Annotated in this window: 25 protein-coding genes; 5 read left to right on the top strand and 20 right to left on the bottom strand. The window is 43.5% G+C overall.

Annotated features, from left to right (window positions below; genetic code table 11):
- Positions 1–80 precede the first annotated feature (80 nt).
- From nqrF to ACYQ0C_RS10210, 7 genes are all read right to left on the bottom strand, one after another.
- Positions 81–1,355, bottom strand: a complete 1,275-nt coding sequence (nqrF, locus tag ACYQ0C_RS10240; protein ID WP_025082199.1) for an NADH:ubiquinone reductase (Na(+)-transporting) subunit F — start codon at positions 1,353–1,355, stop codon at positions 81–83.
- Between the two features lie 18 nt (positions 1,356–1,373).
- Positions 1,374–1,970, bottom strand: a complete 597-nt coding sequence (nqrE, locus tag ACYQ0C_RS10235; RefSeq protein WP_016277476.1) for an NADH:ubiquinone reductase (Na(+)-transporting) subunit E — start codon at positions 1,968–1,970, stop codon at positions 1,374–1,376.
- A gap of 24 nt (positions 1,971–1,994) precedes the next feature.
- A complete protein-coding gene (locus ACYQ0C_RS10230; RefSeq protein WP_016277475.1) occupies positions 1,995–2,633 on the bottom strand; it encodes an NADH:ubiquinone reductase (Na(+)-transporting) subunit D in 639 nt (212 codons plus the stop codon).
- 18 nt (positions 2,634–2,651) lie between these two features.
- Positions 2,652–3,326: a Na(+)-translocating NADH-quinone reductase subunit C gene (locus ACYQ0C_RS10225; RefSeq protein ID WP_016277474.1), complete on the bottom strand. Its 675-nt coding sequence runs from the start codon at positions 3,324–3,326 to the stop codon at positions 2,652–2,654.
- 13 nt (positions 3,327–3,339) lie between these two features.
- A complete protein-coding gene (locus ACYQ0C_RS10220; RefSeq protein WP_016277473.1) occupies positions 3,340–4,548 on the bottom strand; it encodes an NADH:ubiquinone reductase (Na(+)-transporting) subunit B in 1,209 nt (402 codons plus the stop codon).
- Positions 4,549–4,576: 28 nt separating this feature from the next.
- The gene (locus tag ACYQ0C_RS10215; protein ID WP_016277472.1) at positions 4,577–5,926 is read right to left on the bottom strand and encodes a Na(+)-translocating NADH-quinone reductase subunit A; all 1,350 of its coding nucleotides are present in this window, start codon (positions 5,924–5,926) and stop codon (positions 4,577–4,579) included.
- A gap of 245 nt (positions 5,927–6,171) precedes the next feature.
- The gene (locus ACYQ0C_RS10210) at positions 6,172–8,556 is read right to left on the bottom strand and encodes a DEAD/DEAH box helicase (RefSeq protein ID WP_175271231.1); all 2,385 of its coding nucleotides are present in this window, start codon (positions 8,554–8,556) and stop codon (positions 6,172–6,174) included.
- A gap of 443 nt (positions 8,557–8,999) precedes the next feature.
- Here ACYQ0C_RS10210 and ACYQ0C_RS10205 point away from each other — a divergent pair, with 443 nt between their 5' ends.
- From ACYQ0C_RS10205 to ACYQ0C_RS10185, 5 genes are all read left to right on the top strand, one after another.
- Positions 9,000–11,219, top strand: coding sequence for a VapE domain-containing protein (locus ACYQ0C_RS10205; protein WP_175271232.1), 2,220 nt, complete (start codon positions 9,000–9,002; stop codon positions 11,217–11,219).
- 141 nt (positions 11,220–11,360) lie between these two features.
- Positions 11,361–11,606: a DUF4248 domain-containing protein gene (locus ACYQ0C_RS10200; RefSeq protein ID WP_371327428.1), complete on the top strand. Its 246-nt coding sequence runs from the start codon at positions 11,361–11,363 to the stop codon at positions 11,604–11,606.
- A 330-nt stretch (positions 11,607–11,936) separates the two neighbouring features.
- The gene (locus ACYQ0C_RS10195; RefSeq protein WP_016276686.1) at positions 11,937–12,431 is read left to right on the top strand and encodes an HU family DNA-binding protein; all 495 of its coding nucleotides are present in this window, start codon (positions 11,937–11,939) and stop codon (positions 12,429–12,431) included.
- 72 nt (positions 12,432–12,503) lie between these two features.
- Entirely contained in the window at positions 12,504–12,617 is a 114-nt protein-coding gene (locus ACYQ0C_RS10190; RefSeq protein WP_016276685.1) for a smalltalk protein, read from the top strand.
- Between the two features lie 3 nt (positions 12,618–12,620).
- Positions 12,621–13,133 (top strand): N-acetylmuramoyl-L-alanine amidase, encoded by a 513-nt coding sequence (locus tag ACYQ0C_RS10185; protein ID WP_016276684.1) that lies wholly within the window; start codon positions 12,621–12,623, stop codon positions 13,131–13,133.
- Positions 13,134–13,210: 77 nt separating this feature from the next.
- Here the strand turns inward: ACYQ0C_RS10185 and ACYQ0C_RS10180 are convergent, their stop codons facing one another.
- The 13 genes from ACYQ0C_RS10180 to ACYQ0C_RS10120 form a co-directional block, all read right to left on the bottom strand.
- On the bottom strand, positions 13,211–14,779 hold the full coding sequence (locus ACYQ0C_RS10180; RefSeq protein WP_016276683.1) for an ATP-binding protein: 1,569 nt from the start codon (positions 14,777–14,779) through the stop codon (positions 13,211–13,213).
- Positions 14,780–14,854: 75 nt separating this feature from the next.
- Positions 14,855–15,667 (bottom strand): YjbH domain-containing protein, encoded by an 813-nt coding sequence (locus ACYQ0C_RS10175; RefSeq protein WP_016276682.1) that lies wholly within the window; start codon positions 15,665–15,667, stop codon positions 14,855–14,857.
- Between the two features lie 5 nt (positions 15,668–15,672).
- Complete coding sequence (locus ACYQ0C_RS10170) at positions 15,673–16,689, bottom strand: NAD-dependent epimerase/dehydratase family protein (RefSeq protein WP_016276681.1); 1,017 nt, start codon at positions 16,687–16,689, stop codon at positions 15,673–15,675.
- Between the two features lie 6 nt (positions 16,690–16,695).
- The gene (locus ACYQ0C_RS10165) at positions 16,696–17,811 is read right to left on the bottom strand and encodes a glycosyltransferase (protein WP_016276680.1); all 1,116 of its coding nucleotides are present in this window, start codon (positions 17,809–17,811) and stop codon (positions 16,696–16,698) included.
- Entirely contained in the window at positions 17,808–18,890 is a 1,083-nt protein-coding gene (locus ACYQ0C_RS10160) for a glycosyltransferase (protein WP_016276679.1), read from the bottom strand. The genes ACYQ0C_RS10165 and ACYQ0C_RS10160 overlap by 4 nt, the downstream gene beginning before the upstream one ends.
- Positions 18,887–19,828, bottom strand: a complete 942-nt coding sequence (locus tag ACYQ0C_RS10155) for a glycosyltransferase family A protein (RefSeq protein WP_016276678.1) — start codon at positions 19,826–19,828, stop codon at positions 18,887–18,889. Before ACYQ0C_RS10155 ends, ACYQ0C_RS10160 begins: the two co-directional genes overlap by 4 nt.
- On the bottom strand, positions 19,815–21,026 hold the full coding sequence (locus ACYQ0C_RS10150; protein ID WP_016276677.1) for a hypothetical protein: 1,212 nt from the start codon (positions 21,024–21,026) through the stop codon (positions 19,815–19,817). Before ACYQ0C_RS10150 ends, ACYQ0C_RS10155 begins: the two co-directional genes overlap by 14 nt.
- Positions 21,011–21,811 (bottom strand): alpha-1,2-fucosyltransferase, encoded by an 801-nt coding sequence (locus ACYQ0C_RS10145; protein ID WP_016276676.1) that lies wholly within the window; start codon positions 21,809–21,811, stop codon positions 21,011–21,013. The genes ACYQ0C_RS10150 and ACYQ0C_RS10145 overlap by 16 nt, the downstream gene beginning before the upstream one ends.
- 24 nt (positions 21,812–21,835) lie before the next feature.
- A complete protein-coding gene (locus ACYQ0C_RS10140; RefSeq protein WP_016276675.1) occupies positions 21,836–23,011 on the bottom strand; it encodes a glycosyltransferase in 1,176 nt (391 codons plus the stop codon).
- Between the two features lie 85 nt (positions 23,012–23,096).
- Positions 23,097–23,696 carry a hypothetical protein gene (locus ACYQ0C_RS10135; protein WP_175271233.1) on the bottom strand — a complete coding sequence of 200 codons (600 nt, stop codon included), beginning with the start codon at positions 23,694–23,696 and terminating at the stop codon, positions 23,097–23,099.
- Positions 23,697–23,950: 254 nt separating this feature from the next.
- Positions 23,951–24,673: an SDR family oxidoreductase gene (locus tag ACYQ0C_RS10130; protein WP_016276672.1), complete on the bottom strand. Its 723-nt coding sequence runs from the start codon at positions 24,671–24,673 to the stop codon at positions 23,951–23,953.
- Positions 24,670–25,884 carry an ANL family adenylate-forming protein gene (locus ACYQ0C_RS10125; RefSeq protein ID WP_032941812.1) on the bottom strand — a complete coding sequence of 405 codons (1,215 nt, stop codon included), beginning with the start codon at positions 25,882–25,884 and terminating at the stop codon, positions 24,670–24,672. Before ACYQ0C_RS10125 ends, ACYQ0C_RS10130 begins: the two co-directional genes overlap by 4 nt.
- Positions 25,885–25,891: 7 nt before the next feature.
- Positions 25,892–26,116, bottom strand: a complete 225-nt coding sequence (locus ACYQ0C_RS10120) for an acyl carrier protein (RefSeq protein WP_016276670.1) — start codon at positions 26,114–26,116, stop codon at positions 25,892–25,894.
- Positions 26,117–26,120 lie beyond the last annotated feature (4 nt).

Below are 26,120 nucleotides of genomic sequence, written 5' to 3'. Positions count from 1 at the left end.
TACAAAAGTAAAGAAAAAGCCCGATAAAAGTGAACTTTTACCGGGCTTTTTCTTATTATTAATAAAAGGAGATCCTGATATTATCCTCCGAAGTTGTCATACATGATAGAAGAAGGCTCAACACCCAGGCTATCCAGCATCTTAACGACTGCATTAGACATCGGGCCGGGACCACACATGTAGTATTCAATATCTTCGGGAGCTTCGTGATCCTTCAGATAAGTTTCATACATCACATTGTGAACGAAACCTGCAGTATACTTCACGCCTGCGGCATCGGCAGCGGGATCGGGACGGTCCAGAGCCAGATGGAAGTGGAAGTTCGGGAAGTCTTTTTCCAACTGCTGGAAGTCCGGCAGATAGAATACTTCGTTCAATGCACGCGCACCGTAGAAATAGTGAAGTTCACGGTCGGTAGTGTGCAGCGTCTTGGTCATGTGCATAATCTGCGCACGCAACGGAGCCATACCGGCACCACCACCTACCCAGATCATTTCCTTCTTAGAATCGAAGATCGGGTGGAAGTCTCCATAAGGACCGCTCATCGTCACCTTGTCACCCGGTTTCAGCGTGAAAATGTAAGAGGAAGCGATACCCGGATTCACATCCATAAAGCCGGGACCCTGATCTTTCGGCTTGAACGGAGGAGTAGCGATACGTACAGTCAGCATGATACGGTCGCCCTCAGCAGGATAGTTGGCCATAGAGTAAGCACGGATGGTATCTTCCGTATTCTTACATTTCAAGCCGAACAGACCGAATTTCTCCCATGCGGGCAGATATTCCGGACCGATAAGGTCTTTGTCGATATCCTTGTTATAATCCATTTCAAATTTAGGGATTTTGATCTGAGCGTATGAACCCGGAACGAAGTCCATGTGTTCACCCTTAGGCAAAGCCACAATAAACTCTTTGATGAAAGTGGCAACGTTCTTGTTGCTGATCACTTCGCATTCCCATTCCTTGACACCCATTACAGATTCGGGAACCTTGATGCTCAGATCACCTTTTACTTTCACCTGACAACCCAGACGCCAATGATCCTGTTGCTGTTTACGGCTGAAATGTCCCTTCTCAGAGGGAAGAATTTCACCGCCTCCTTCTACAACCTGACATTTACATTGCCCGCAAGAACCCTTGCCACCACAAGCTGACGACAGATAAACTCCGTTAACCGACAGGGTGTTCAGCAAAGTCGAACCCTGCTCTACTTCCAGTTCTTTCTCTCCATTGATAGTCAGTTTCACTTTGCCGCTCGGAGTCAGATATCCTTTGGCAACAAGCAAAATCACAACAAGCAGAATAATGATTCCAAGGAATACTCCAATACTTGCTAATATTAAATTCATATCCATTGTCTTATTCCTTTCTTTTTAGATTTTCAAACCAGAGAAACACATAAATGCCATTGCCATCAGACCTACAGTGATGAAAGTGATACCCAGCCCTTTCAAAGGAGCCGGCACATCAGAGTAAGCCATCTTTTCACGGATAGCAGCCAAGCCGATAATAGCCAGCGCCCAACCGATACCTGAACCCAAAGCATAAGTGGTAGCCTCGCCAATGTTGATGAAATGACGTTGCTGCATGAACAATGAAGCACCCATGATGGCACAGTTTACGGCAATCAGCGGAAGGAAAATACCCAATGAGGCATAAAGTGAAGGACTGAAACGCTCCACAATCATTTCCACCAACTGAACGATAGCAGCGATAACGGCGATAAACAGGATGAAGCTCAGGAAGCCGAGGTCTACCCCATCAATCAACGCATTAGGCGCCAACACATAATTTTCCAGCAAATAGTTCACCGGCAACGTTACGATCAACACGAAAGTAACGGCTGCACCCAGACCTACGGCTGTCTTTACGTTCTTCGATACTGCCAGGTAAGAACACATCCCCAGGAAGTATGCGAAAATCATATTGTCCACAAAGATGGACTTTACAAACAAACTTAAATATTCCATATTCTTTTCGTTTTATAACGGGGATTAATTATTACTTTCCTGCAATTCTTTGTGTTTTGCACGTTGGTACCAGATGATACAAGCACAGATAATCAACGCCATAGGAGGCATCAACATCAAACCGTTGTTCAAGTAGCCCAAATCATAAACAGCCTGCGGGATAACCTGGAAACCGAACAGTGTGCCTGCGCCCAGCAGTTCACGGAAGAATGCCACGATAACCAGAATCTTGGCATAGCCCAACCCGTTACCGATACCATCCAGAAATGATTCCCAAGGAGCGTTCATCATAGCAAACGCTTCCAGACGTCCCATCAGGATACAGTTTGTAATAATCAAACCTACATATACAGAAAGCTGCACACTGACATCGTATGCGAATGCTTTCAAGATTTCACTAACAATAGTTACCAATGCGGCAACCACCACCAACTGGACGATGATACGGATACGGTTGGGAATGGTGTTACGCAACAAGGAGATAACGAAGTTTGAGAAGGCTGTAATAATGGTTACAGAAAGACCCATCACGATAGCCGGTTCCAACTGAGCCGTTACAGCCAGTGCAGAACAGATACCGAGCACCTGTACGGTGACAGGGTTGTTCAAACCCAGCGGAGTTAAAAGAACTTCTCTATTCTTTTTAGAAAATAATGCGCTCATATTCTATTTTTCCTCCTCTTATTTATTAGTTAAAAATGAATTGTACATGCTCAGGCAATCCTTAATCATCGCATCTACACCCTTGGAAGTAATGGTACCACCTGAGATACCGTCCACCTGATAATCAGGTTTTGCCACCTTGCCGTGTTTTTCAACACCCAAAGCTACAGCACCGTTTTCCATTACATGCTTACCCAAGAACTGATCCTGGAACTTGGTAGTGGTGATTTCGGCACCCAGACCCGGAGTTTCACCTGCATGTGAGAAGTAAACGCCATATACAGTGTCTTTGTCATCATTCAAGGCGATGTATCCCCAGATAGGTCCCCAAAGTCCGGCCCCATAAATAGGAAGTACATATTTGGTCTGGCCGTCCACGTCGCAAACGAATACATGAAGACGTCCGTTGGCGATTTCACCTTTATAAGAAGTCTGGAAAGCAGCCTCGTTCTTAACCAAAGAACCGTCTGCCTGCATCAAATCGTCTTCTTTCACATATTTATCATATTCCGCATTCACGTCTTTCACGTCATAAACGTTCAAAGCCGCCAGAATTTGTTTCTTTGTGTCCTGTTCTACATTCTGATACTGTTTCTCTTTCAGAGAAGAAGACACGAATGCCAACAGGAATGCTACGATAACAACCATTATCGAAGCATAGATGATAGTATAACTATTACTATTAGTATTCATAATGTCCGATATTTTAGTTGTTAGTTGATTTTAATCTGTTTTCGCGGGCTGTGATGTTCTTCTGTACGATACAGTAGTCAATCAGCGGAGCGAAGATGTTCATCAGCAGGATGGCAAGCATCATACCTTCGGGATAACCCGGATTCAACACACGGATAACGATAGCCATCACACCGATCAGGAAGCCATAGATGAACTTGCCCTTTTCCGTACGTGCGGAAGTCACAGGGTCGGTAGCCATGAACACGGCACCGAAGCAGAAACCGCCCAATACGATGTGTTCGTACCAAGGCAACTGAGCCATCATGTTATCTGTAGAACCGAACACATTGAAGATCAGTCCCATCACGATACCACCGGCAAAGACAGAAATCATCGTCTTCCAGCTGGCCACGCCTGTCCACAACAGGATGATGGCGCCCAGTGCGATAGCGATAACGCTGGTTTCACCGATAGAACCCGGAATCAAACCTACAACCATATCCCACATAGTAGCGGGAGTGCCGTTCACATTAATCAGTTCGCTTGCACCCGGAGCGGCTGTAGCAGCCTGTCCCAGCATCGTAGCGCCGGTAAAACCGTCCACTACCTGTCCGCCACCGATACCGAAAATGCTGTCGGTGCTTACCCATACGGCATCACCGGACATTTTGGCAGGATAGGCGAAGAACAAGAAAGCACGGGTAATCAATGCAGGGTTGAAGATATTCATACCCGTACCGCCGAATACTTCCTTAGCGAAGATTACAGAGAATGCAGTAGCGACAGCCAGAATCCACAACGGACATTCCACCGGAACGATCATCGGGATCAACAGACCGGATACCAGGAAGCCTTCCTGAATTTCTTCGTTCTTCCATTGTGCCACCACAAATTCGATTCCCAGACCTACTACGTATGATACGATAATCTTAGGCAGAACAGCCAGGAAACCATAAATAAACTTTTCAAAGAAACCTGCCTCCTGGCCTACTGCCAGAAAGTGCTGGTAACCCACGTTGTACATACCGAACAGCAGTGCCGGTATCAACGCAATAACCACCATTGACATGATACGCTTGCTGTCAATCGCATCATGAATGTGAACTCCTGTTTTCGAAGTGCTGTTGGGAACGAACAAGAATGTTTCGAAACCGTCGAACACCGAACGAAACGCGTGGAGTTTGCCGCCCTCTTCAAAGTTTGGCTTTATCTTGTCGAGATAATTTCTTAACGCTTTCATTAACTTTTAATTCTTAGTTTTTAATTATTTAGCACATTTCCTTGCGAAGCATGTCCAGACCCTGACGTACGATGCGCTGCAATTCCAGTTTGGAAGAGTCAACGAACTCGCATACAGCGAAGTCTTCGGGAGCCACTTCGTAAATACCCAGTGCTTCCATGCGGTCGATATCGCCGGCAATGATAGCTTTAATTAAATATTCGGGGAAAATGCTCATCGGGAATACTTTGTCATACTCGCCGGACATGATCATGTGGCGTTCGCCACCTTTGATACGGGCATCCAGTGTGTATTCCTTATTACCGCACAACCAGCTGAAATAACTGCGGTTGGCACTGTACTGATCCGTACGCGGCATGATGAATCCCAGGAATTCGTGCTGATCATCCCCTTCGGGAATCACGGTGAGGCTTGTGGCGTGCGCGCCCAGGAATCCGTTGGGCTTCACCAAAGTTCCGGTCAGCACGTTACCGTTAATGTAACGTAAGTTTTTACCTCCGTTCACCCGTCCTGCAAAAATATCTGTCAGCAGGGCTCCTACTTTCAGCTTGCAATAAGCCGGTTTCTTTACTTCTGATCCGGCCAGAGCGACAGTACGGGTAAGGTCTACGCGGCCTGTGTTGAACAGACGTCCGATGAAGATCACTTCTTCCGCGCGGAGCGTCCAAACAGTTTCGCCTTTGTTGATAGGACTGATGTGGTTGATCTGAACGCCTACGTTTCCGGCGGGGTTAGGACCGTCGAAGGCAGTTACAGTCACATTCTTGGCATTGGTCAGTGCAGGGCTCTTCTGCTCCACGCTGATATTCAAATACGTCTTTGCCATCTTGGCCAATGCATCCAAACCTGTCTGGAAGTCTTTTTCCTGGCCTTTCAGCACAAATTCGAAATCGGCAGCCAATGGGTTCGTGTCAAATGCAGAAACGAAGATGCCTTTCGGCTTGGCGTTCGGGTCAGCCACTACGATGTACGGGCGCTGGATGATGAATGAAAAAAGTCCGGCTTCCAGCAGGGCGGCTTTTACCTGCTCTCCTGTCAGAGTCGAAACATCTTTCTTTCCAAACTCTTCGTAGTCCTGCTCCTTTGCTGCTGCAACAGAGATGCTAAGGACTTTACGACGTTCGCCTCTCTCCACGCTGGTAACGACACCGCTTACCGGAGATACGAACTTCACTTCGGGGTGGTTCTTGTCAACAAACAATGTTCCCCCGGCCATCACATATTCCTGCTCCTTGACCACGACTTTGGGAGTCACGCCATGAAAATCATCGGGCACTATCGCATAGATGTCCGGCTGCTTCACGTCAAAGAACTCCTGAGCGGGTTTTCCTTTCAGGTTGATGTTCAAGCCTTTGTGTAATTTAATCACATTTGCCATATTGGGTTATAAAAAATGGTTTTTAAATTTGAGCGCAAAAGTACAGAAAAAAAATGTGAAAAAAGAAAGATTAGACGCTTATTATGGAAAAAATTCTGTAATAATAGAAACCTTTCTGAATGTATATGCGAACTCAGGCAGACGGTCCGCCTTTTTTCAGAACGCAAATGACGCGGATGATACAAATTTATCTTGTTTTTTAATGGGCATCGTGGGTGTCATTTGCGTTCCGTTTCCGTAGGCGCTCAAAGTTGGATGGTCTTCACCTTGCCGGGGATGACGGTCAGGTGCACCGTGCCGTCGGGTTCTATATTTACCTCCTGGTAACGGGCTTCCACCACCACCTTGCCATCCAGTGCCATCACGCCCCACTGGCAGGCGTTTTCCTCAAAGGCACAATAACCGCCCACCGGAGGCAGGATCTTTCTGTATTTGGGAGGGACGATGATACGTTCCCCCAGTTTCAAGCCCCATTTCATCCCCATACGGTAAGGAAGGGCCTCCCTGATCTCTTTCAGCCTTCGCTGCCTTTTCGCTTCCTCGTCCTGTTGCCGCTTTCTGGCATTTTCCGCCGCACGCTGTCCGGCTTCCGCTTTCAGTTTCTTTATCGCCGTGTCAAAGTCCTCCTCGCCGGGGGTGGGAAGATTGGAGGCTATGTAGCGTTTCCGCGTTCCTTTCTCTGTTCCTTTCCCCACATGGTAATACTTTCCTGCCCCGTCCATCACCACGATGCTCCGGTCGGCCAGGTGGCCGCAGCACCAATACACCTCCTCGTCATCCCCTGCCAGCAGACAGGCGAATATATCAAATACGGTGGACCATTCGGAATCCACCAGCCGGCAGGACTTCGGGACGCGATAATCCGGTATCTTCAGATAAAAACCATAAAAGCAGAGGCTGTCCTTGTGCAGGCCGTTCATGGAAGCATACGGTTTACGGGTGCGGCTGTGGAAAGTCTCTCCCACCCTCAGCAGTTCCACACTGCCATAGGAAAACACCACCGGCTTCTCCCGGTACGTGCGGCCTGTCTTCAGGTCCATATAGAAATCCGTGCCTATAGTACCCGTAACGGCCAGAAGCTCCCCTTTCAGGAATTTCAGTCTCCGGTCATGCCCACCGCTCATTTCCGGTTCTGAGAACATTATTTCCGGTTCTCCGGAGGCGTTCACCACGGCCGTTCGCCCGTCTTTCAAGCGGACTGCCGCACGGTCTCCCTGAATGTCAAAGACTTGCAGATAACAGGGTGTCACCGTTATTTTGTTTCCATGTTTCAGTCCCCACAAACCGCTCTGCCGGTCGAAGCAGGACTTCAAGGCGGCCTGTGATTCCTTTCCGTTTTCCGCTTCCTCTCCGGATACAGCAGCCTCCCCGTTCCGGATGGCTTCCAGCAACCGGCCGTGGGTCATCACCACCTCCCAGACTTCCTCCCGTTGCCCACGGCTGTCCGTCAGTGACAAGGCAGCAGGCAGAGACAGTCCGCCCGACGCCCGCGCCCGGGACAGGGCATTGCCAATCATCCGTCCCTCAAACATCGCTGTCCAGTCGTGCCTGCGGGTAGGCAGGCCGAAGATGCGGTGCAGCCCCACATTATCTATCAGTATGCAGGACTCCTTGGCTATAGACTTCCGCAGTCCGCGCCCCACCTGTTGCAGGTACTTTGCCAGGGAAAGCGTGGGGCGCGCCAGCTGCACGAACTCCACATCGGGACAGTCGAAACCTTCGGAGAAAATATCCACATTGACCAGTACTTTCATTCTTCCCTGCCTGAAATCATCCACCAGCTTCTTGCGTTCCGAAGCCGGAGTCCGGCTGTCGATGGCCACGGCATCCAGTCCGTGTGCGTTATAACAAGCCGCTATCCGACGGGCATGGGCGATGCTGATGGCATATACGATTCCTTTCTTTCCGTGGGCATATCGTTCCACGCTCTCATACAGCCCTTTGATAGTCGTCTCCCGGTTCAGCACCGCGTTCATTTCCTTTACCTGATAATCCCCGTCCGCACCCCGTTTCTTCAGCGAGTCTATGAGCCGCTGCTCCCTGCTGTCCGCACGGATGGACACATAATCGAAAGGCGACAGCCATCCCTTCCCGATGAACGTTTCGACCGTCCACGAGGTGATCAGGCTGTCGAACAAGTCCGTGAAGCCCCTGCCGTTCAACCGGCAAGGCGTAGCGGTCATGCCCAGTTTTCTTGCCTCCGGATACCTTTTCCAAAGTTCCCTGTATGTTTCCGCCAAGGCGTGATGCGCCTCGTCGATGACGATCAGGCCTGGGGATTCGTCCATGGTTTCTCCGTTACGGGACAGCCACTGGATAGACAGCACCTTCACCCTTCCGGCTTTTTGAGTCCTGCCGCCGTCATTTCCCATTCCATAGCGGGCCACTGTCTCCTCTATCTGCCCCACCAGCTCCCGGCGGTGCGCAATGATCCATACCGGAGCGTGGGAAGCGTGCAGGAATTCCCTCACAATGGCGGTTAGCAGATGTGTCTTGCCCGTACCGGTAGGCATCTGTATCATCACATTCACATTCCGATGAAACTCCCACTCCTCAAAGAGGCGGAGCTTCATCTCCTGCTGGTAGTCGCGAAGATGTTCGGTTATGCTATGTTCGTTTGTGCTATACATGATACAGATACCGGCCACTGCCGGCTATGGGAAGGTTCATACCTCGGGGGTCTCTTTCTTTTTCCAGTCCATCAGTCTCTGCACCGCTTTAGCGCCCCAAAGGCAGAGGTCCTCGTCGTCCATCTTATGCACCAAAAAGAGGAAGAGACGGAGATAAAGTTCTAAACGATGCGAGTCCCCTTTTTAATATGGGCATAGGTCTGCTTATTCATCTTGATAGATGATGTAACCTGATTGATACTCAATCCGCAAATAATCCGCATGTCTTCTATCAGAAGGCCTGCAAGTTGAAATAATGATTCGTGATTCATACTTTACTGTTAAACAATGTTTATTTTCTGAGTTTATTTTTCAGGTGGTTCAGTTCCCACGTGAAAACTGAACCACCCCCAATTTCAAAGACCGTACCTTGCGCCCCGAATAAATGAAACAAGCACCCGATAATGGAGAAAAACAATTTTATACAGCCTGTCGCACGCTTCTACTCCCTGCGCGACACCCGGCCCGAACCCACCACCTGGCAGGTTCTTTTCAAGGAGATAACCGACAGCACCCATACCGCCGCCACCCGTCATTACCGCACCCATCTGGCCACGCTGCCCGCCATCGAGGCGACAGGCGACGCGCAGCAGCTGGAGCAATGGAAGTTCACCAAGAGCAACCTCAAGAACGCACAGCCGGCATTCATCCCCTCCGTCCTGCTGGAGGGAGGGAGAACCTACGCCCATGTCAAGGGATTCACGGGATTTATCATGGTGGACATAGACGGCATCTCCCCCGAGCGGTTCACCACCATCCTGGCTCTGGTGAAGGAGGACATTCATTCCTTCCTGGTGTACACCACCATCTCGGGATGCGGCATCCGGGTCATCAGCCACGTGGAGGGCGGAGTGGCCAAGGCCAACTACCGCATGGTATGGGAGTGGGTCAACGACCATTACGCCCGCCTGTGCGGAGTGGAGATTGACGGACAGTGCAAGAACGCCACGCGCATGTCGGTCCTCTGCCACGACCCCGACGCCCTGCTCCGCCCCGAAGCCACCCCTTTCAAAGTCAGCGAAATGAAACCCCGTGAAAAGCCGAAGCACGGCAGTACGGTAACGGCGGAACGCGCCTACAAGGTTATCCGGACGCAGCTGGACGAAGAAGGAATCACTTACACTCCGGGCAGCTATAATGACTATGTCAGCCGCTGCTTCTATCACATGAACCGCTACGGAGTTCCGCAAGCGGATACCGAAACATGGGCCCTGCGGATTTTTCCCGATTATCCGCGCGAGCAATTGCTCCCCATTGTAAAGAGTTGTTATGCGCTTACGACGGAGTTCAACACCGTCCCCCTGCCCCGTTCCGTCCCAAGAAAGGAGAAAGCCGATGATCCGCATCACAGGAAGGCCACCGTGGAGGAAATGGAAACATTCATCAACGAATATATGGAAATCCGGATGAATGCGCTCACCCATCAGATTGAAACACATTTGATTCCGGATGCCGCCGCCGGCCCTTCCACAGTTTCCGCCGGACACTGGCAACGGCTCACCGACCACATCGAAAACTCCCTGTGGTGCGCCATGCAGCACAGTGGCATGTCGGTCAACCTGAACGAGCTGCACACGCTGCTCGGAAGTGATTTCGTAAAAGAATATCATCCGTTAAAGAATTATCTGGACGGCTTGCCCCCGTGGGACGGGAAGACCGATTACATCAGTCGGCTGGCCGCAATGGTGCATGTAAAGGAAAGTCCACGCGACCTCTCCGATGCTTCTGTCCGTTTTGCCGACATCCTGAAACGGTGGCTGGTGTCCATGATTGCCGCCGCTCTGGACGAGACCGTGGTGAACCAGGTGATCCTCACCCTGATAGGGCGGCAGGGAAGTTACAAGACCTCGTTCATGCAGCATATCCTGCCGCCCGTATTGTCCGAATATTACACCACGAAGAGCAATTCGAGCCGCATGACCAAGGATGACCTGTTCACCATGACCGAGAACCTGGTGATCAACCTGGAGGAGATCGACACCATGCCTCCCTCGGAGCTGAACCAGCTGAAGGCGATGGTGACGCAACGCTACGTGGACGAGCGACGGGCATACGGGCGCAACAAGGTGCACCTGCCTCATGTGGCCTCGTTCGTAGCCACCGGAAACAACCTCCAGTTCCTCACCGACGACACGGGGAACCGCCGCTGGCTGCCCTTCGAGGTGGAGAGTATAGACAGTCCGTGGGAAACGGAGATTCCTTATGAAGGTATCTACAGCCAGACGTATGCGCTCTATCATGATGTAAACTTCCGTTACTGGTTTACCGATGAGGAAATCCAACAGTTGCGGGGGCATGTACAGCAGTTTGAAGTACCCCGTCCGGAGTACGAGTTGATCCTGACCTACTACCGCAAACCGGTGGGGCTGGAACGGGGTATATACATCACCATCAGCCAGATTATCAGCCGATTCGGAAACACCTCGCTGCGGCTCACCGCCACCAAAGCGGGACGTGCCATGCGCGAGCTGGGGTTCCGGCAGGTAAGAGCATCCGCCGCCAACTATTGGGTGGTGGTGGAGCGCACCGCCGAAGAGGTGCAGCACCTGTTGCCCGACGAAGCGGAACAGACGGCTCCTCCCGGCGAAAAGCCTTCCGCGGAGAGTTACGAACTGCCCTTCTGACTCCCTTAGTGGAGGGTTTGGATAGTTGTTTGGCAACTTTCTATTATTATGAGAGTTAAATGTATCTCCCTTTAAAGGAAAGAAGAATCAATATATTATTTATATAAGTTATAAAAAAAACTTCCAAACCCTCCACCCACATTGATATTCAAGTATTTACATAAAGACAATTCAAGAGCCATGACCAAACAAGAACTCGCCCTGCAATACTTTCCCGATGCCACTTCCGAAACCGCCGTGCGCCACCTGACGCGCTGGATAGCCCGTTGCTACCCCCTTGCCCAAGCCCTCGCCGGGACCGGTTATCAAAGCCGGAACCGTACCTTCACCTGGAAGCAGGTGACTCTGATCCGCCAGTATCTGGGCGAACCTGCCACCGCATCCTGATTACAAACGCATCCTGATTACACCCGTCTCAAGAAGTTTTTTACGTAGACGGACATAAACGGACATAGACGGACACAGCGGTTTTGCCAAGTGATACCTTTGCAAGCGTCAAGGAGATGCGGCGGACAAGCACGGCCTGTTCAGCGAACCGGCTTAGCTTGTACTGCGAACGAGGCTAGCACGTTCAGCGCACAAGCACGGCATGTACCGCACAGAACCCCTACCGGGCCTGTTCTGCCGCATTCTTCCGAGACCTGCCGGTCCGGTGGATATTCCGGATAATCCGCCACAGCCGGGAGTGATTGTATAACCATTAAAAACAAAACCATTATGTCGATCAATTACAGTACCGCCATGTATTCCAATCCACTCGACGAGGACGCACCCAAGAAGGCTTACGCCAAGTCCCAGTACACCAACATCCTGACGCTGGACAAGTTTGCCGAGCACATCGCCAGCCACGGTTCCAAGTACAACCGCGCCGACATCTATGCCGTGCTGATGCAAACCGTAGACTGTATGCGTGAGATGCTGCTGGAGGGAAAACGCATCGAAATGGGTGACCTGGGCGTATTCAGCGTCAGCATCCAGAGTCAGGGGGCGGAAAGTCTGGAAGCCTTCAACCCCGCCATCCACATTGAGCAGCTCAACGTGAACTGGACACCCGGCGACCGTTTCCGCAACCTCCTGGAGAGTGCCGTGTTCAACCTCGTGCCCTCGCGCCGTGCAGCCAAGATCCTGTTGAAGAGCATCAAGGCGGGCGAAACCACCGTGGACCTGACGGGAGGAGGTGAAGCCGACAAACCCACCGAAGGACAGGTGTGACCCCATCGGGACGGGCCATATGTCCGTCCCGATTTACTCTAAATTCTTATTACAAACTAAAATTTTAAAATTATGAGCGAAAATCATAAAATCACGTGGCAGAAGGTACTCCAGGCCATCATTCAGGCGGCGATTGCCGCCCTCACCGCACTGGGCGTCACCAGCTGCACAACGATTTCCTTTTAGCCTATGGTAGAAGAATCCTTTCCCTTGCTCACCGCTGATGAAGAGGTGATGAGCGAACGTGGGCTTCTGAAGGACATCGAGGACGGACCGTATATGCAGGAGGTAAAGTATATCATCATCCACTGTTCGGCCACCCGCGAGAACCGGGATTTCACGGTAGAAGACCTGTTGCGCTGTCACAGGCAACGCAAGTTCCGCACCATCGGGTATCATTTCTATATCCGCCGCTCGGGCATCGTGACCCAGCACCGGAAGCTGAAGGAAGTGGGCGCGCACTGCCGCCCTTGGAACCGTTGCTCCATCGGTATTTGTTATGAGGGCGGTCTGGATGCGGAAGGGCATCCTGCTGATACACGGACGCAAGAACAAGGTGAACAGCTGCTGCTGTTACTGATGAAACTCAAGAAACTGTTTCCGGACGCAAAAATCTGCGGACACCGGGATATGCCGGGAGGCATTCCGAAGGCGTGCCCGTGCTTTGATGTGGAAAGTGAATACAGATTTCTGGAAAAGTAAATTTATTTTTATCGAAAGGCTAAGGCGGACAAGTAGCGTTCCGTCTTAGCCTTTTGTTCTAATTTCTTTCTTGTTTTTCATTCCTCCACCACCCACTTTTCGATGTTGTGGGTTTCCGCACTGAAGTTCACCCCTACCTTGACCACAGGCAGTCCGCTAAGGGCGAAACGTCCGGGATAGTTCTTCAGATTGATCTGGGACATGGCGGCATCGGCATCTTTGCCTAGTTTCAATTCAATGACATACAACGTGTCGGCAGTGCGCATCACCACGTCCACACGTCCCTTCGGGGTACGGACTTCCACATCCACGTACATCCCGAACAGGGAGAAGATAATGTAGAACAACTGCTGGTAATGCCCCTCGTAATTCGTGTTATCGCAATAAGGAATGGTGGAGAGGAATTCCTGAAGCAAACGAAGGGCGGCATCCATATCGCCATGCGCTATGGCTCCGTACATTCTGCCTATAGTGGTCTTACCCCTCAACGTGTCCCGGTTCAGATAGTTTGGCAACAGGCTTTGCATCAGCCCCACTCTTATTTCACGGTTCGGGATATCCAGCGTATAAAGCTCCGTCAGTTTGTCATAGTCCTTTATCGTGATATAGCCGCTCTGATAGAGCAGAGGCACGATGCTCTCCATTTTCTCCGTAGGCGCATCAAAATCAGAAGCCATGGCCTGCATGCTGTGCCCCACCTCGGAGGGAAGGACGTGGAACTTGCGCAGCATCTCTATCAGATAGGTGGGCGTGCCGCTGCCAAACCAATAGTTGTCTATCTTCCTTCTTTCCAAGGCATTCAGCAGGCTGAACGGATTATAAATATCAGGCGAAGGCCAGGTGAAATGATAACCATCATATTTCTCTTTCAATTTCAGTCTGGTTTCCTCACACGTCATCTCCAGTGCACCTGCCAGACATTCAATGTGTCCCGACATCCGTTCCAGCATCTCCTCCTCCGTAATGCCGCAAATGGCAGCGTAAGGCTCGTCCATACTGACATTCGAGATATTGTTCAGTTCGCTGAAGATGCTGAGCTGGGAAAACTTGGTGATGCCGGTCAGGAACACAAAGCGCAGATAAGGGTCACACGCCTTCAGCGGACTGTAAAAGTTGCGCATCACGTTACGAAGTACGGGGAGGTTCTCCTCCTCGTGCATCACATCCAGCAAGGGCGCGTCATACTCGTCGATGAGGACTACCACCTGGCGGCCGGTCTGTTCGCAGGCACGCATGATGAGTGTCTTCATCCTGTCATTAAGAGTGACCGCCCTTTCCGGCTTCCCGTATATTTTCTCATGTTCAAAGAGCTGCACATCCAGCATGCTTTCCAATGTTTCCTTGTCCACATGCTTGGCCAGACTCATGTCAAAGTGCAGCACCGGATATTCCGTCCATTCGGTTTCCAGCTTTTCGATGGCAAGCCCTTTGAAGAGTTCCTTCTTCCCGGCAAAATAACTATGCAGCGTGGAAACCAGCAACGACTTACCGAACCGACGGGGACGGCTCAGGAAATAATAATTGGAAGCACCGTGTGCCATACGGTAAATATATTCCGTCTTATCTATATAAAGGTAGTTCCCCTCTATGACTTTCTCAAAAGTCTGTACCCCTATCGGGCATCTCTTCAACTGCTGCTGTTCCATGATTCATCGTTTTTTTGATTGTACTACAAAGGAACAAAATCTAACCGGAAATTCCTAATAGGAACCTCTTTTTTATCATTTCAGATGAAGTTTAAAAACAATACCACCGGAGAAGTATTTGCAGCGATTCAGCTCTACTACGGCGTTGATGTAGTCTTTCCAGAAGCTGTACTCAAAGCCGCAATTTATCGATTTGCTATCGTATTCTGCCATCAGATTCAAGTTATTTACCGCTTTGTTGATAAAGGAAGTCGGGGGCAGAGAGAAACGGAAGTTAGTACCGATGGCGGGACCGTTTAACGGATAATCCTTCCGCCTGTTATAGACATAGGCTAAATGAACACCTAGCTCTCCCATATTCTTAAATATCAGATGTTTAGTTGCGACAATGAAATAGCGGTTCCAAAATCCATTGCCTGTCCCCTTCGGATTTGAAAAGTTTGTACTACTGTCATCACTGGGGCGTGTCGTAACATCATTGGAACCAATAACAATTGCCGGCATATATTTCCACCATTGGCCCTCTTTCAATAAACGTAAACGAACAGAAAAGTTCCTATCCTGATTTACGAACTTACCATACGTGGACGGAACCCAGAATCCACACCCATAAACAGGATCACATTTCATAGCCTTATGAAGTGTACAATCGTAAGCCACCTCTAACCATGGGAAAAGAGTGATATTGATATAATAGTTAAAAGTATTGTATGTCCATCGTGCTGGTGTGGCATGTTTTTCCAAAAATCCACCACCGAACATAAACGTCTTGTCACGCTGCATTTCGGCTGTAGGCATATTAAGGAGTCCTGTTGTTCCTGTTGTAAACTGGGCGTATAAACTCATATAGGCTAATGTCCCGACAAGAATAAGAAGTATTTTTCTCATTAAATTTATTTCAGATAAAGATTGTCATTATCTTTATACCAATCAGCTATTGCTTCCTCAAAAGAATAATGGAATTTGTATCCCGAAGCTGAAAGCTTTTTCCCACAAATATTTGTAGATATCATCAGTTTTTTCACACGGGCAGGACAAATTCCCATGGGTGCGCCTAAACAACCAATTACTGCGGCAGTCGGCATCAGCACCCATGCGGGTATCAATGGTATCCCCTTTTTCAAACCTGTCACTTTCTTCATTGTTTCCACTATCTGTTCAATTGTATAAGCCGGTTCAAAAGTGCAGTTATATAATTCCGCTCCCTGTTCATGGTGTTCCAGTCTATATAGCATAAAACGGACTAACTCCTTCACATAAATACATGCCTTTACAGTATCCTTTCTCCCGGGATATATAAATTTTCCGCCACGTATTCCCCAATAAAGGCGAGTGAAGTTTCCATTTTCCCCCTTGCCGAACACCACACCCGGACGAACAATTGTCAGTTGTCTTTCTGCCTGATTCTTGGCTTGCCAAATCATGTGAATCTTTTCAGCAACCAATTTTGATATTCCATAAGGAGTATTAGGAGTCGGAATTGTAGTTTCTTCCTTCAGCTCTTCCGCCGCACCATACGGAGCAATGGAGGAAGTGAATATGATTTTCTTTATTCCATACTCTTCTGCAAAAGCCGTCACATTCTCTGCACCAAGAACATTTGTTTCAAAATAGGCATAATCAGGATGCCCCGGAGTACGATGTACGGCAGCAAAATTAAAAATGACATCATCAGCCGTAACATTTACCCTTTCAAGCACAATAGGCTTGCGAACATCACAGCGGATGAATGTTGAAGCCAACTTTTGCCCCTTGCGCAATGCAGGCTTATAATCCTTCACACTAGGCAACGGTGTACCCGGCTCTACTATATCAAGATTATATACATTACATCCTGGGTGCAATTCTTGGAGCAGGTTGGTCAGGTGGGTACCTATAAAGCCAGTCCCACCTGTTATAAAATAGTTCATACCCAATTATTTATTAAATTCTTTATATTTCTCCTCTACAAATTCTCTTATTTCCCTTTTAAACCGTTCCTCTGAAAATCTTTCTGCCCAACTACGGCAATCCTCGTATTTGAAAGGAGCATTCCCCATCGCTTCAAACTCTTTCACTGCATTTACTATGGCATCGGCCGTCTGCTCATAAAAAAACATTCCGGTTTTTCCACCACAGACCGTTTCCAATGAACCTCCATGTCCATAAGCTATCACAGGGGTACCACAGGCTTCAGCCTCTATAGGAATCATGCCGAAATCTTCATCTGCTGCAAAAATAAAAGCCTTGGCATGTTGCATCTTCTCTTTCAGCACATTAAAAGGTTGATAGCCCATCACTGTAATATTTTCATTAACCAATTCTTTATAATTCTTCAAATTCGGTCCTCCTCCAATTACGATCAATTTCTTATCGGGCATCCTATTGAAGGCTTCAATGATGATGTCTATCTTCTTATATGCTACAAGTCTGCTACTCGCCAAATAGTAGTTCTCTTTATCACTGCAATATTCAAAGTTCGAAATATCAATATTAGGGTGAATCGTCACAGAGTTCCTGCGATAAGTTTCTTTGATACGCCTTCCCACATAATCTGAATTACTGATAAAATAGTCCACACGAAAGCTGGAAAGCATATCCCACTTCCTGACATTGTGTAACATATACCTTACAAGCCAGCTCTTGAAACCTTCAGCCAGATTGGCTTCTTCCAAATATTCATTATACATATCCCATACATAACGAATGGGAGAATGGCAGTAACAAATATGCAACTGGTCGGCTTTTGTCAGTACTCCCTTTGCCACCGCATGACTTGAAGATATAATCACATCATACCCGCGCAAATCAAATTGTTCTATTGCAAAAGGAAACAAGGGAAGATATGCTCGATGCTTCTTTATCCCCAACGGCATCTTTTGGATAAAAGATGTATGTACTCTTTTCCAATCAATCCCCAATTCATCACAGACTTCTTTCTTGGCTACCAACGTAAATATATCTGCATTTGGAAACACATCAGCTATAGCTTTTACCACTTTATCGGAACCTCCAACGGTTACTAACCATTCTTGAATGATCGCTACTTTCATACAATAAAGATTTTCAAAATAGTAGATTTAAACAAATCGTAATCAAAGAGAGAAACACTCTGATAGGATTCTTCTGCCAGCTTATTGTATAAAACTTTATCCTTAACCATCATTTCAATATATTGCTTTATGCTTAAAGAATCTCCAACAGGAACAAGGAACCCGTCAATACCATTCCTTATAATTTCTGCCTGACCACCAAGATTAGTTACTATTGCAGGTATTCCTACACTCTTAGCTTCAACAAGCACTAATGGCAAAGCTTCAGGAATAATAGTCGGCACAACTACAATATCAATAGCTTCATACAGTTCGTTCATTATATTTTCACTAAATCCCATAAATTTCACTTTACGATTTGATAATGTTTCCAAAGTATCATGTAGAGGTCCTTCACCATATAATCTAAATTCAATAGGAAGTTTTTCCGAAGTTTTGTCAGCAGCCTTAATATAATATTCAAATCCTTTTATCTTGATAAGACTTCCCATCGCTGCCACTACAAATTTGTCTCTATTTTTACGGCCTTTAAAACCTTTATTATTAATGTTAGGGTTGTACAGCAAAATTTTATTCGGTAATTTAATGGTATCATACACTGCTTTTGAAACACATAAAGATATCTCAGCCTTTTTCAAACAAGATCTATATAAAAAATAAAATATTGATTTCGTATTTTCAACTAAATGAGCATGATATATGAACGGGACACCATATATTACTTTCATCATATATGCATACAGTAATCCTTTCTTTGTTGTAACATAAATCAATGTTTTCTTAGTAACATGATATTTAATCTTTCCCAAATTTCCAGAAAAGAAACATGTCAACACCACCAAATCTAATAACCAATTCAAATACTTAAAAGGGAAAAAGAAACTTCGACCTTTTAACAATACTTTAGAAGAGTCCGGAAACTTTTCATTTATCATCTGTTCAAAACGAGTGCCTTTTGCAAAATCTACAAATACAAGTTCACAAGTTTTACTCAAAATCTCAGCTACTTGTAAAGTTATTTTTTGACCTCCACCAAAATTTACTTTACCGGAATTCTCTATAATTATAATTCGACTCATAAACGCATCTCTTTTTGCAATTTTCTCATATCTTTATCCTTATTAACTCCCCAAAGTCGCTTTATAAAGCGACTTCCCGAGTCACATAAATCATAATAAATTCGTATCCATTGTGTATGCATAAAATAGTCCAATAACAAAGTGCTTCCGATTCTCCTCTCAATTCTCATCAAACTTAGTATAGGGCCAATAAGATTCATCCAATATTTAGCATCAATATAATTATCTTTCAGTATTAAATTGAATTTACGTGCAACAAATATTCTCGCCTCAATATTAGAAATATTTATTTGGGTACAAATAGAACCAGAACGTATAGTACAACAATACAAAACTCTTTTATCTATTTTCAACTTTGTTGCATATAGACCTGCCAATCCCGAAAATAGGACATCATTAGATGCAGGAGTTTCATCACACAAAATGTTTTTTTCATCAAGAAAATTCTTCAAAAACATTTTACCCCAAACTGAATGAGACATGAATCGCAAGACATTTTCATCTTTTGTATCAACATATTTTTTAAAAATATCTTCCCTATTATATGTTTTTACTAATGTATCAGAAAACACTGAATAAGAATCAAAGTACACAACCTCGTAAGATGATTTTTCATATACCGATATTATATTATAAAAATCTTTATGAAAAAAATCATCTGCATCTGCAAATAACACCCATTTACCGCGAGCATACCGAAGACCTAAGTTCCTAGCAAAACCTGCTCCATGTTTTTTTTTAAGAAAAATACATTTTACATTTTCTCTTTCCATCCCTGGGAAGCACCTAAAATCAACAATTTTACCATCACTACAATCATCCACTATAATAACTTGAAATGAGGGCAAATCTGGAATCGAATTTAAACAACGTTGCAAAAGCTCTGGTACATTATAATGAGGGATAATTATAGAATACAAAATATTAACTTTTTCCATCTATTTTTGATTGATTATTTACTAATATATAAGAAGGGCCTAACATAAATATAAACATTTCAGATATCCAAAAAGGATATGAACGTTGAATAAATGCAATCACAAACAATAAAAATGCTCCAATCATAAAACACCTATTCTCTTTAAACAGATACAACATATAGAAATAAAAGAAGAAAACAAAAAAAATTGATAACATACCAAACTCTATTAAATACATTTTATATCCGCTACCACCACCATACATTGCAATCAATTTATCAAATTTATCATGTGACAATCCTAAAAGATATTCATACAAGCTAAGATTATTGGCAATATAATCTGTTAAATATTGAGAAACTCTATTATCACCTTTAATAGTACCAGCATCTTCATCATAAACCAATCTTTTTAGTACATATTCATATATTATATTATCACTAGATAAAATATCAACCAATAATACATAAGAATAATACAAAGAGAATCCAACAATTATTATTAAAAGCATTTTTTTTGTACTAAAGTCCGTAATATAGTTTATAAGCCATCCGAATAACAACAACAAATACCCTGCTAATGACAATGTAAATAATAGGTTAATAATCAACAGAATGACATATTTATTACGCATATCATATTTTAGGAAATAGAGCAAAAAAGAAATTATCATCCCTACATGTCCAGGTTCACAAAAAATACTATGAAATCTAACACCATAACTACCATATAATGTAAAAATATAATTATTATATACGTATATATCCATATTACCATATTGGATAATTCCTAAACTTGGTAATTTTATTCCTAATAATAATAAAATATGAAATCCTAAAGATATAGTTAACAATATAGCAAACCATTTATACAAAATATCAAAAAAAGATGCGCGTTCTAAATCAGTACATGAAAATATGGAAATGACAGATAATATAAGAAATATATGTGAAATAACAGAAAAAATGCTACAATTTGTATGAGATATAGCTGCAATCAGCAGTAGAATAATCAATATCAAATATTTGCGTTTCACACAAAATGCTGCATTCGATTTATAATAATAAAAACTTAAAAAAACAATAGCATAAAATATCCCAGCTTTAATATGCCAAAAAAACCAAGGTTGCAATGAAGATATAAAAGAAAAAAACAGAACTATAAACAAAAAAAATCTTTTCGACTGCATCTTTTCTCTTATTATAGGGCCATCCATGTTTTCGGAAAAATATTAGGCTGTTTCAAATTTGTTCTTACCCACTTTTGGGGATAAATGACAAAAGGATTATTCTTATTCAAATAAGCTCCCCAAAAAGAGAAAGTACTATTCGCTATAATATTTGCAGAACATTGACTCATCAAATACATATCCCAAAAACTATTCTGCCCCTTATTCCAATCAACAAAATAAACTTTATTAAAAGTAAAGTTCTGTTTAACCCAATCAATATCATCTGAAAAAACAAAAAATACAGGTTCCGAAATCTTTTCTTCCACTTTTCTTATAGACTTTAGATAATACTTAACAGTACAAACTTCTCCAAATATTTTTTTGAATTGTGGGAGCATATAGTCCCCTCGTCGAAAATGAATTGCCACAGAATTACATTTCAAAATTTCGCCCAATAACCATGTATTTTTTTCAGATATGACTAAATTTTTTTTATATGAGATATTAATTCCACTAAAAAAACATTGATCTTGCCAATATCCTACAAACATTGTTCTATTCATTTCAAAATCATCATCTTTAGAAACTCCACAGCTAAAGCATTTATATATAATGCGTAAATATTGTCCATACAGATTAATCCATCTAGTAGAACGAGGTAATTTAACATCAAAAAAATGCTCTATTATAATTCCCCCATGCTTTTTTAACCATTTTTTATTATAATACCCATATATCTTCTCATTCGGGAATTTATTCAATAAATAACGATAAAAACAATATTGAAACAGCTGATTCCCTAACCCAGCCGTAAAAGACACTAATTTCATAAAAACACATTATTAATTCAATAATTATAATTTTTTAAGCATAATCTTTTTCACAAAATCAAACAATTTTCTTTTTAAAAGAAAATACTGTTTACACATATAATAATGACACAAATAAAAAAAAGGCATATCAAAATGGATAAATTCTTTTTTAGTCAACAATTTATTATACAGAATATTATATGCATCAATGGTTGTTTCAATACTAAAATTTTCCAATGTTGTTTCACGTGCTTTTAGCCCTAATTGCAATCTCATTTCTTCGTCCTTTGCTAATTTATTACATAGAACAGAAATTTCTTCCTTGTTATTAGCTATTAACGAATTGTATCCATGTATCAAGCGTTCTTTTGGAGCTTCAGGTCCATAATAGATGACAGGTTTCTGTAGTAACATAGCTTCACCTAAAGTACCATCTATCGAAGAATATGCTTTCAAAGGTAGATAATACAAAAAAACATCAAAACTATTCAATACTTTAATCCATTCTTCATACCTAAGATTATCTATAAGTTTAACGCTATACTTTTTTCTTTTATTTATCTCTCGGATAATCCATTGTTTCTTTCCACCTCCTACTATAATAAAAGACTTTGGATAATTTATTTTATCAAAAACATCAAACATATCTTTTGGACATTTATTGAGAGAACTTCCTCGTCCATAAATAATTTGATTAGTTTTAACATAAGGCGTATTTTTTCTAACCTTATCTATGACTTCTAACAAATCCCACCCAAACCCAAAATATATCATTGACTTTTTTGAATTAGGGATAAATTGGAATAAAGCATCATTATATGCAGCTTTATCTATAAAGACTAAATGGTTTGAATAACGAATTTCGCAAGGAGATAACAACAAAGATTTACAAGAAGGTTTTTGGCATATTGTAGTAAGTATAGGAAACCTCCACTCATACTTGCACATTTCTTTTATTAAATCCTCAAAAAGGCAATTTCCATTAGCCTTAAACCAATGAATCAAATCAAACTTTTTCCTTTGAAAAAAGCTCAAAATATCATTTCCCTTTCCTACTATTATTTTACCCTCTAATGTTCTCTCATTTCTGATAATATTTCTACAAAATATAACATAATCTTTTATTTCAGGATTATTTTTTATTAAACTCATCAATGCAATTGTCGCCCCTCCCCCTACATTAAATGTCTCAATGCAAAAAATGATCTTATAACTCATAAAAAAATCTTATTTCTTGATATCTTTTACTAGAATTCTAATTAAATATCTCCCTTAATTTAAACTTTTAAACGACAATTATCAATCAGAGCTTCATATACCATTTCTCCAAATACTTCATACGCAAATAATCTATGACTGTGCAAACGACATATACCATCAACACACTATATATAGCATGAAGAACCATGGTATTTGTACCATATTGACACACGTTATTGAGAATGTCCTGCCACAGCCACTGTCGCATAGTATCGCTATTTGCATGAATCAGAAGCACACCAAAAGTACTTGCCCCAATCATATTGATCAGTTTGCTATATCCTATCTTTAAATCTTTGAAAAACATAAACGAGCAAAGAGCAGTAACCAGAGCCATAATATGATTACTATCAGCCACAAACCAAAACACAGGTATATTTTTATTAACAAAGGCAGTGGACAACCACGCCATGAACACCACGCTTGCCATAGAAATCAATATAGACAACAAGGTCAGCCATCCCCAATTCCTATTGGATATTTTTATTGGAAATCCATAAAGACGAATATAAGAAGCTATGAAATACAACAAGACAAACCATGAGACATAATTTACTCCCAAAGTAATCTTAGGTATAGTACCTATCATACAATACACCAACAGACAAAGAAGAATAAGCCGTAAATGCAACTTAGAGTTCATGGTTTGTATCAAAAGATTAAGAAAAGGGATCAACAAATAGAATAGTACTTATATAATTTAATAGTAGAATTCTAAATGCCGCGTAATTGATCATTGTTTTTTCTTTAGGATGAAACTTCAAATAATTATATAATTCATCGCAGAGATATAATGCATTGACATTATCTCTTTCTGAGAGAAGATACGCCACCTCGCGATTATAAGTACAAAGTATTTCTGATAATTTCATAGCAAATATTTACATCTTACTATAATCAAATAGTTCCATTATCAACTCTAACCTCAACTCCTGTAATACTACAAGCACCATCAGACAGTAGAAATGCTACAGTTTCTGCCACTGAACGGACCGAAGTCGCAGCCTTCATCGAAGTGCGTTTATAAATACGATTCTTCTGCTCTTCGGTAAGTGTTGCACTCATAGCCGTTTCCATAAAACCGGGAACCACCACATTACTGCGTATTCCCAGCCCCCCCCACTCTCTCGCCGTATCCTTGGAGAAAGCTTCAAGTGCACCCTTACTGGATGCATACATGGCCAGCCCTTTATAGCCGGTATGTGCTGAAATAGAGGAAATATGAACAATACTTCCTTTGGTATGATGAAGCAGCATATTACGTAAAACGTATTTGGTTATCATCATCGGAGTAAAAACATTGACCGAATACATGGATTGCAATCTGTCCAGTTTCAAGTTCGTAACAATATCATCATAAGCCATCGCGGCATTGTTGACATAACCATGGAGCTGAATCCTATTATTTACAAAGTCCTTGAACACATTTCTGTGCACATTCTCACTATCACCCAAGTCTATACTTTTAAAGAAAAGTTTATTGTCAAACTCTGATTCCAGCTTTTTAAACTCATCCGTATAAGAACGGGCTACACCATATACGGTATGTCCATGCTCCAATAGTACCCTACATATCTCAAGGCCTACCCCACGCGAACATCCTGTCACTAAATAGTTCATAATCTTTTTAATTTTCCGGTTCTTGTTAAAGTAAAAGACTCTACAAACTTTATCCTACGGGGAATCTTGAAATCCTGCAATTTATTCTTGAGTTGACAACGGATATCCAACTCTTTCAACAGAACACCTTCCTCCAACTGGATATCAGCACAAAGCACATTACCCAAAACAGAGTTGGACTTCCCATAGACCAATGACTGACGGATACCGTCAATGGCATTAATGACAACCTCCACTTCTCCGGGATTGACTTTATATCCCCCTACATTTATCAGTTCATTCTTGCGGCTTTTAAACCTAAAGATACCCTCCTGCCGGTCCACCCATTCTATCAGATCATTTGAATGGTAATAATCTCCATCAAAACTAAAACTTTCCGACCGTCCCAGCAATGAACGGTGAATAAGCAACTCATCATCCACAACCATAAATTTATCCCGTATGGAGGCAGGTATCTGAAAACAATCACCCTTTGCCGCAAACAAGGAACCCGCCTCTGTAGAAGCGTATATATTATTTATCTTAGCCAGAGGAAATATGTCATGTATAACATCAAAAAGATGCCGGTCACTTTTCTCCCCCCCAAAAGTAATCCGCTGTACAGAAGAATATTCTTTTTCAAAGGGTAATAACAGTCTGTAGAAAGTAGGAGTAGCTGAAATGTGGGTCACAGAATACTTCTCTATCAGGCTATAGACCTCATTTCGGGCAAGACCAAACACATTTACCAAAGTATTCTGGTTTTCAAAAGCTTGAAAAAACACTTGCAGTCCTGCCATGTGTGTAGGATTATAGGCATAGGCCCAAACCTGCCATTGATATCTTTCGGCACAACGTACCGAACGGGTAAGTCCCTGCACACTATGAATGACTTTTTTGGGCTGTCCGGTTGTTCCCGAAGTAAATATCGTAATTTCAGAAGCGGATTGCTGTAAAGCCTTAACCACCTCATCCATTGACGAGAATTTTTGTGTCCGGAGTTTCTCTATGACATTAATCTTTTCTTCATTTATCCCACCCAGTTCGGACAGGCTCAGGTCGGAATCAAGCAATACCAATGGCTTATTATTGACCAATGCTTTTATCAAGTTGGAAAAATACTTGAAAAGATCATGCGTCTTTAATAAAGGAACATAGTCGTCCATACATACAGCCTTTAAAAGGTCCGCATAGCTATATGACTGCTCTCCATTGTATAAAAACATAGTCATACCGTTTTTATTTTTCCAACTTTGCAAGAACTTCTCCAATAGTGTTCACAAGACCATCCTCAAAAATGTCAATATCAAACTCATCCTCAATGCGGACTGTCAGTTCTGCAAGATCAAATGAGGTCAAATCCAAGTCATTACGTAGATTGTCGTTTACATTAAGGCTTGATACTGCCGGCAATTCTTTTGTAGCACGAATTTCATTTATGATAGCCAATACTTTTTCTTTCATTTCT

Source organism: Phocaeicola sartorii JCM 17136 = DSM 21941, from assembly GCF_054653615.1.
The sequence above is the reverse complement of the archived record's forward strand: the minus strand, read 5'-3'. Positions and strand labels throughout refer to the sequence as shown.

Excerpts from the sequence above, each read along its gene's own strand:
- nqrF (WP_025082199.1), bottom strand. The coding sequence starts at position 1,355 with ATGGATATGAATTTAATATTAGCAAGTATTGGAGTATTCCTTGGAATC.
- nqrE (WP_016277476.1), bottom strand. The coding sequence starts at position 1,970 with ATGGAATATTTAAGTTTGTTTGTAAAGTCCATCTTTGTGGACAATATG.
- ACYQ0C_RS10230 (WP_016277475.1), bottom strand. The coding sequence starts at position 2,633 with ATGAGCGCATTATTTTCTAAAAAGAATAGAGAAGTTCTTTTAACTCCG.
- ACYQ0C_RS10225 (WP_016277474.1), bottom strand. The coding sequence starts at position 3,326 with ATGAATACTAATAGTAATAGTTATACTATCATCTATGCTTCGATAATG.
- ACYQ0C_RS10220 (WP_016277473.1), bottom strand. The coding sequence starts at position 4,548 with ATGAAAGCGTTAAGAAATTATCTCGACAAGATAAAGCCAAACTTTGAA.
- ACYQ0C_RS10215 (WP_016277472.1), bottom strand. The coding sequence starts at position 5,926 with ATGGCAAATGTGATTAAATTACACAAAGGCTTGAACATCAACCTGAAA.
- ACYQ0C_RS10210 (WP_175271231.1), bottom strand. The coding sequence starts at position 8,556 with ATGTATAGCACAAACGAACATAGCATAACCGAACATCTTCGCGACTAC.
- ACYQ0C_RS10205 (WP_175271232.1), top strand. The coding sequence starts at position 9,000 with ATGGAGAAAAACAATTTTATACAGCCTGTCGCACGCTTCTACTCCCTG.
- ACYQ0C_RS10195 (WP_016276686.1), top strand. The coding sequence starts at position 11,937 with ATGTCGATCAATTACAGTACCGCCATGTATTCCAATCCACTCGACGAG.
- ACYQ0C_RS10190 (WP_016276685.1), top strand. The coding sequence starts at position 12,504 with ATGAGCGAAAATCATAAAATCACGTGGCAGAAGGTACTCCAGGCCATC.
- ACYQ0C_RS10185 (WP_016276684.1), top strand. The coding sequence starts at position 12,621 with ATGGTAGAAGAATCCTTTCCCTTGCTCACCGCTGATGAAGAGGTGATG.
- ACYQ0C_RS10180 (WP_016276683.1), bottom strand. The coding sequence starts at position 14,779 with ATGGAACAGCAGCAGTTGAAGAGATGCCCGATAGGGGTACAGACTTTT.
- ACYQ0C_RS10175 (WP_016276682.1), bottom strand. The coding sequence starts at position 15,667 with ATGAGAAAAATACTTCTTATTCTTGTCGGGACATTAGCCTATATGAGT.
- ACYQ0C_RS10170 (WP_016276681.1), bottom strand. The coding sequence starts at position 16,689 with ATGAACTATTTTATAACAGGTGGGACTGGCTTTATAGGTACCCACCTG.
- ACYQ0C_RS10165 (WP_016276680.1), bottom strand. The coding sequence starts at position 17,811 with ATGAAAGTAGCGATCATTCAAGAATGGTTAGTAACCGTTGGAGGTTCC.
- ACYQ0C_RS10160 (WP_016276679.1), bottom strand. The coding sequence starts at position 18,890 with ATGAGTCGAATTATAATTATAGAGAATTCCGGTAAAGTAAATTTTGGT.
- ACYQ0C_RS10155 (WP_016276678.1), bottom strand. The coding sequence starts at position 19,828 with ATGGAAAAAGTTAATATTTTGTATTCTATAATTATCCCTCATTATAAT.
- ACYQ0C_RS10150 (WP_016276677.1), bottom strand. The coding sequence starts at position 21,026 with ATGGATGGCCCTATAATAAGAGAAAAGATGCAGTCGAAAAGATTTTTT.
- ACYQ0C_RS10145 (WP_016276676.1), bottom strand. The coding sequence starts at position 21,811 with ATGAAATTAGTGTCTTTTACGGCTGGGTTAGGGAATCAGCTGTTTCAA.
- ACYQ0C_RS10140 (WP_016276675.1), bottom strand. The coding sequence starts at position 23,011 with ATGAGTTATAAGATCATTTTTTGCATTGAGACATTTAATGTAGGGGGA.
- ACYQ0C_RS10135 (WP_175271233.1), bottom strand. The coding sequence starts at position 23,696 with ATGAACTCTAAGTTGCATTTACGGCTTATTCTTCTTTGTCTGTTGGTG.
- ACYQ0C_RS10130 (WP_016276672.1), bottom strand. The coding sequence starts at position 24,673 with ATGAACTATTTAGTGACAGGATGTTCGCGTGGGGTAGGCCTTGAGATA.
- ACYQ0C_RS10125 (WP_032941812.1), bottom strand. The coding sequence starts at position 25,884 with ATGACTATGTTTTTATACAATGGAGAGCAGTCATATAGCTATGCGGAC.
- ACYQ0C_RS10120 (WP_016276670.1), bottom strand. The coding sequence starts at position 26,116 with ATGAAAGAAAAAGTATTGGCTATCATAAATGAAATTCGTGCTACAAAA.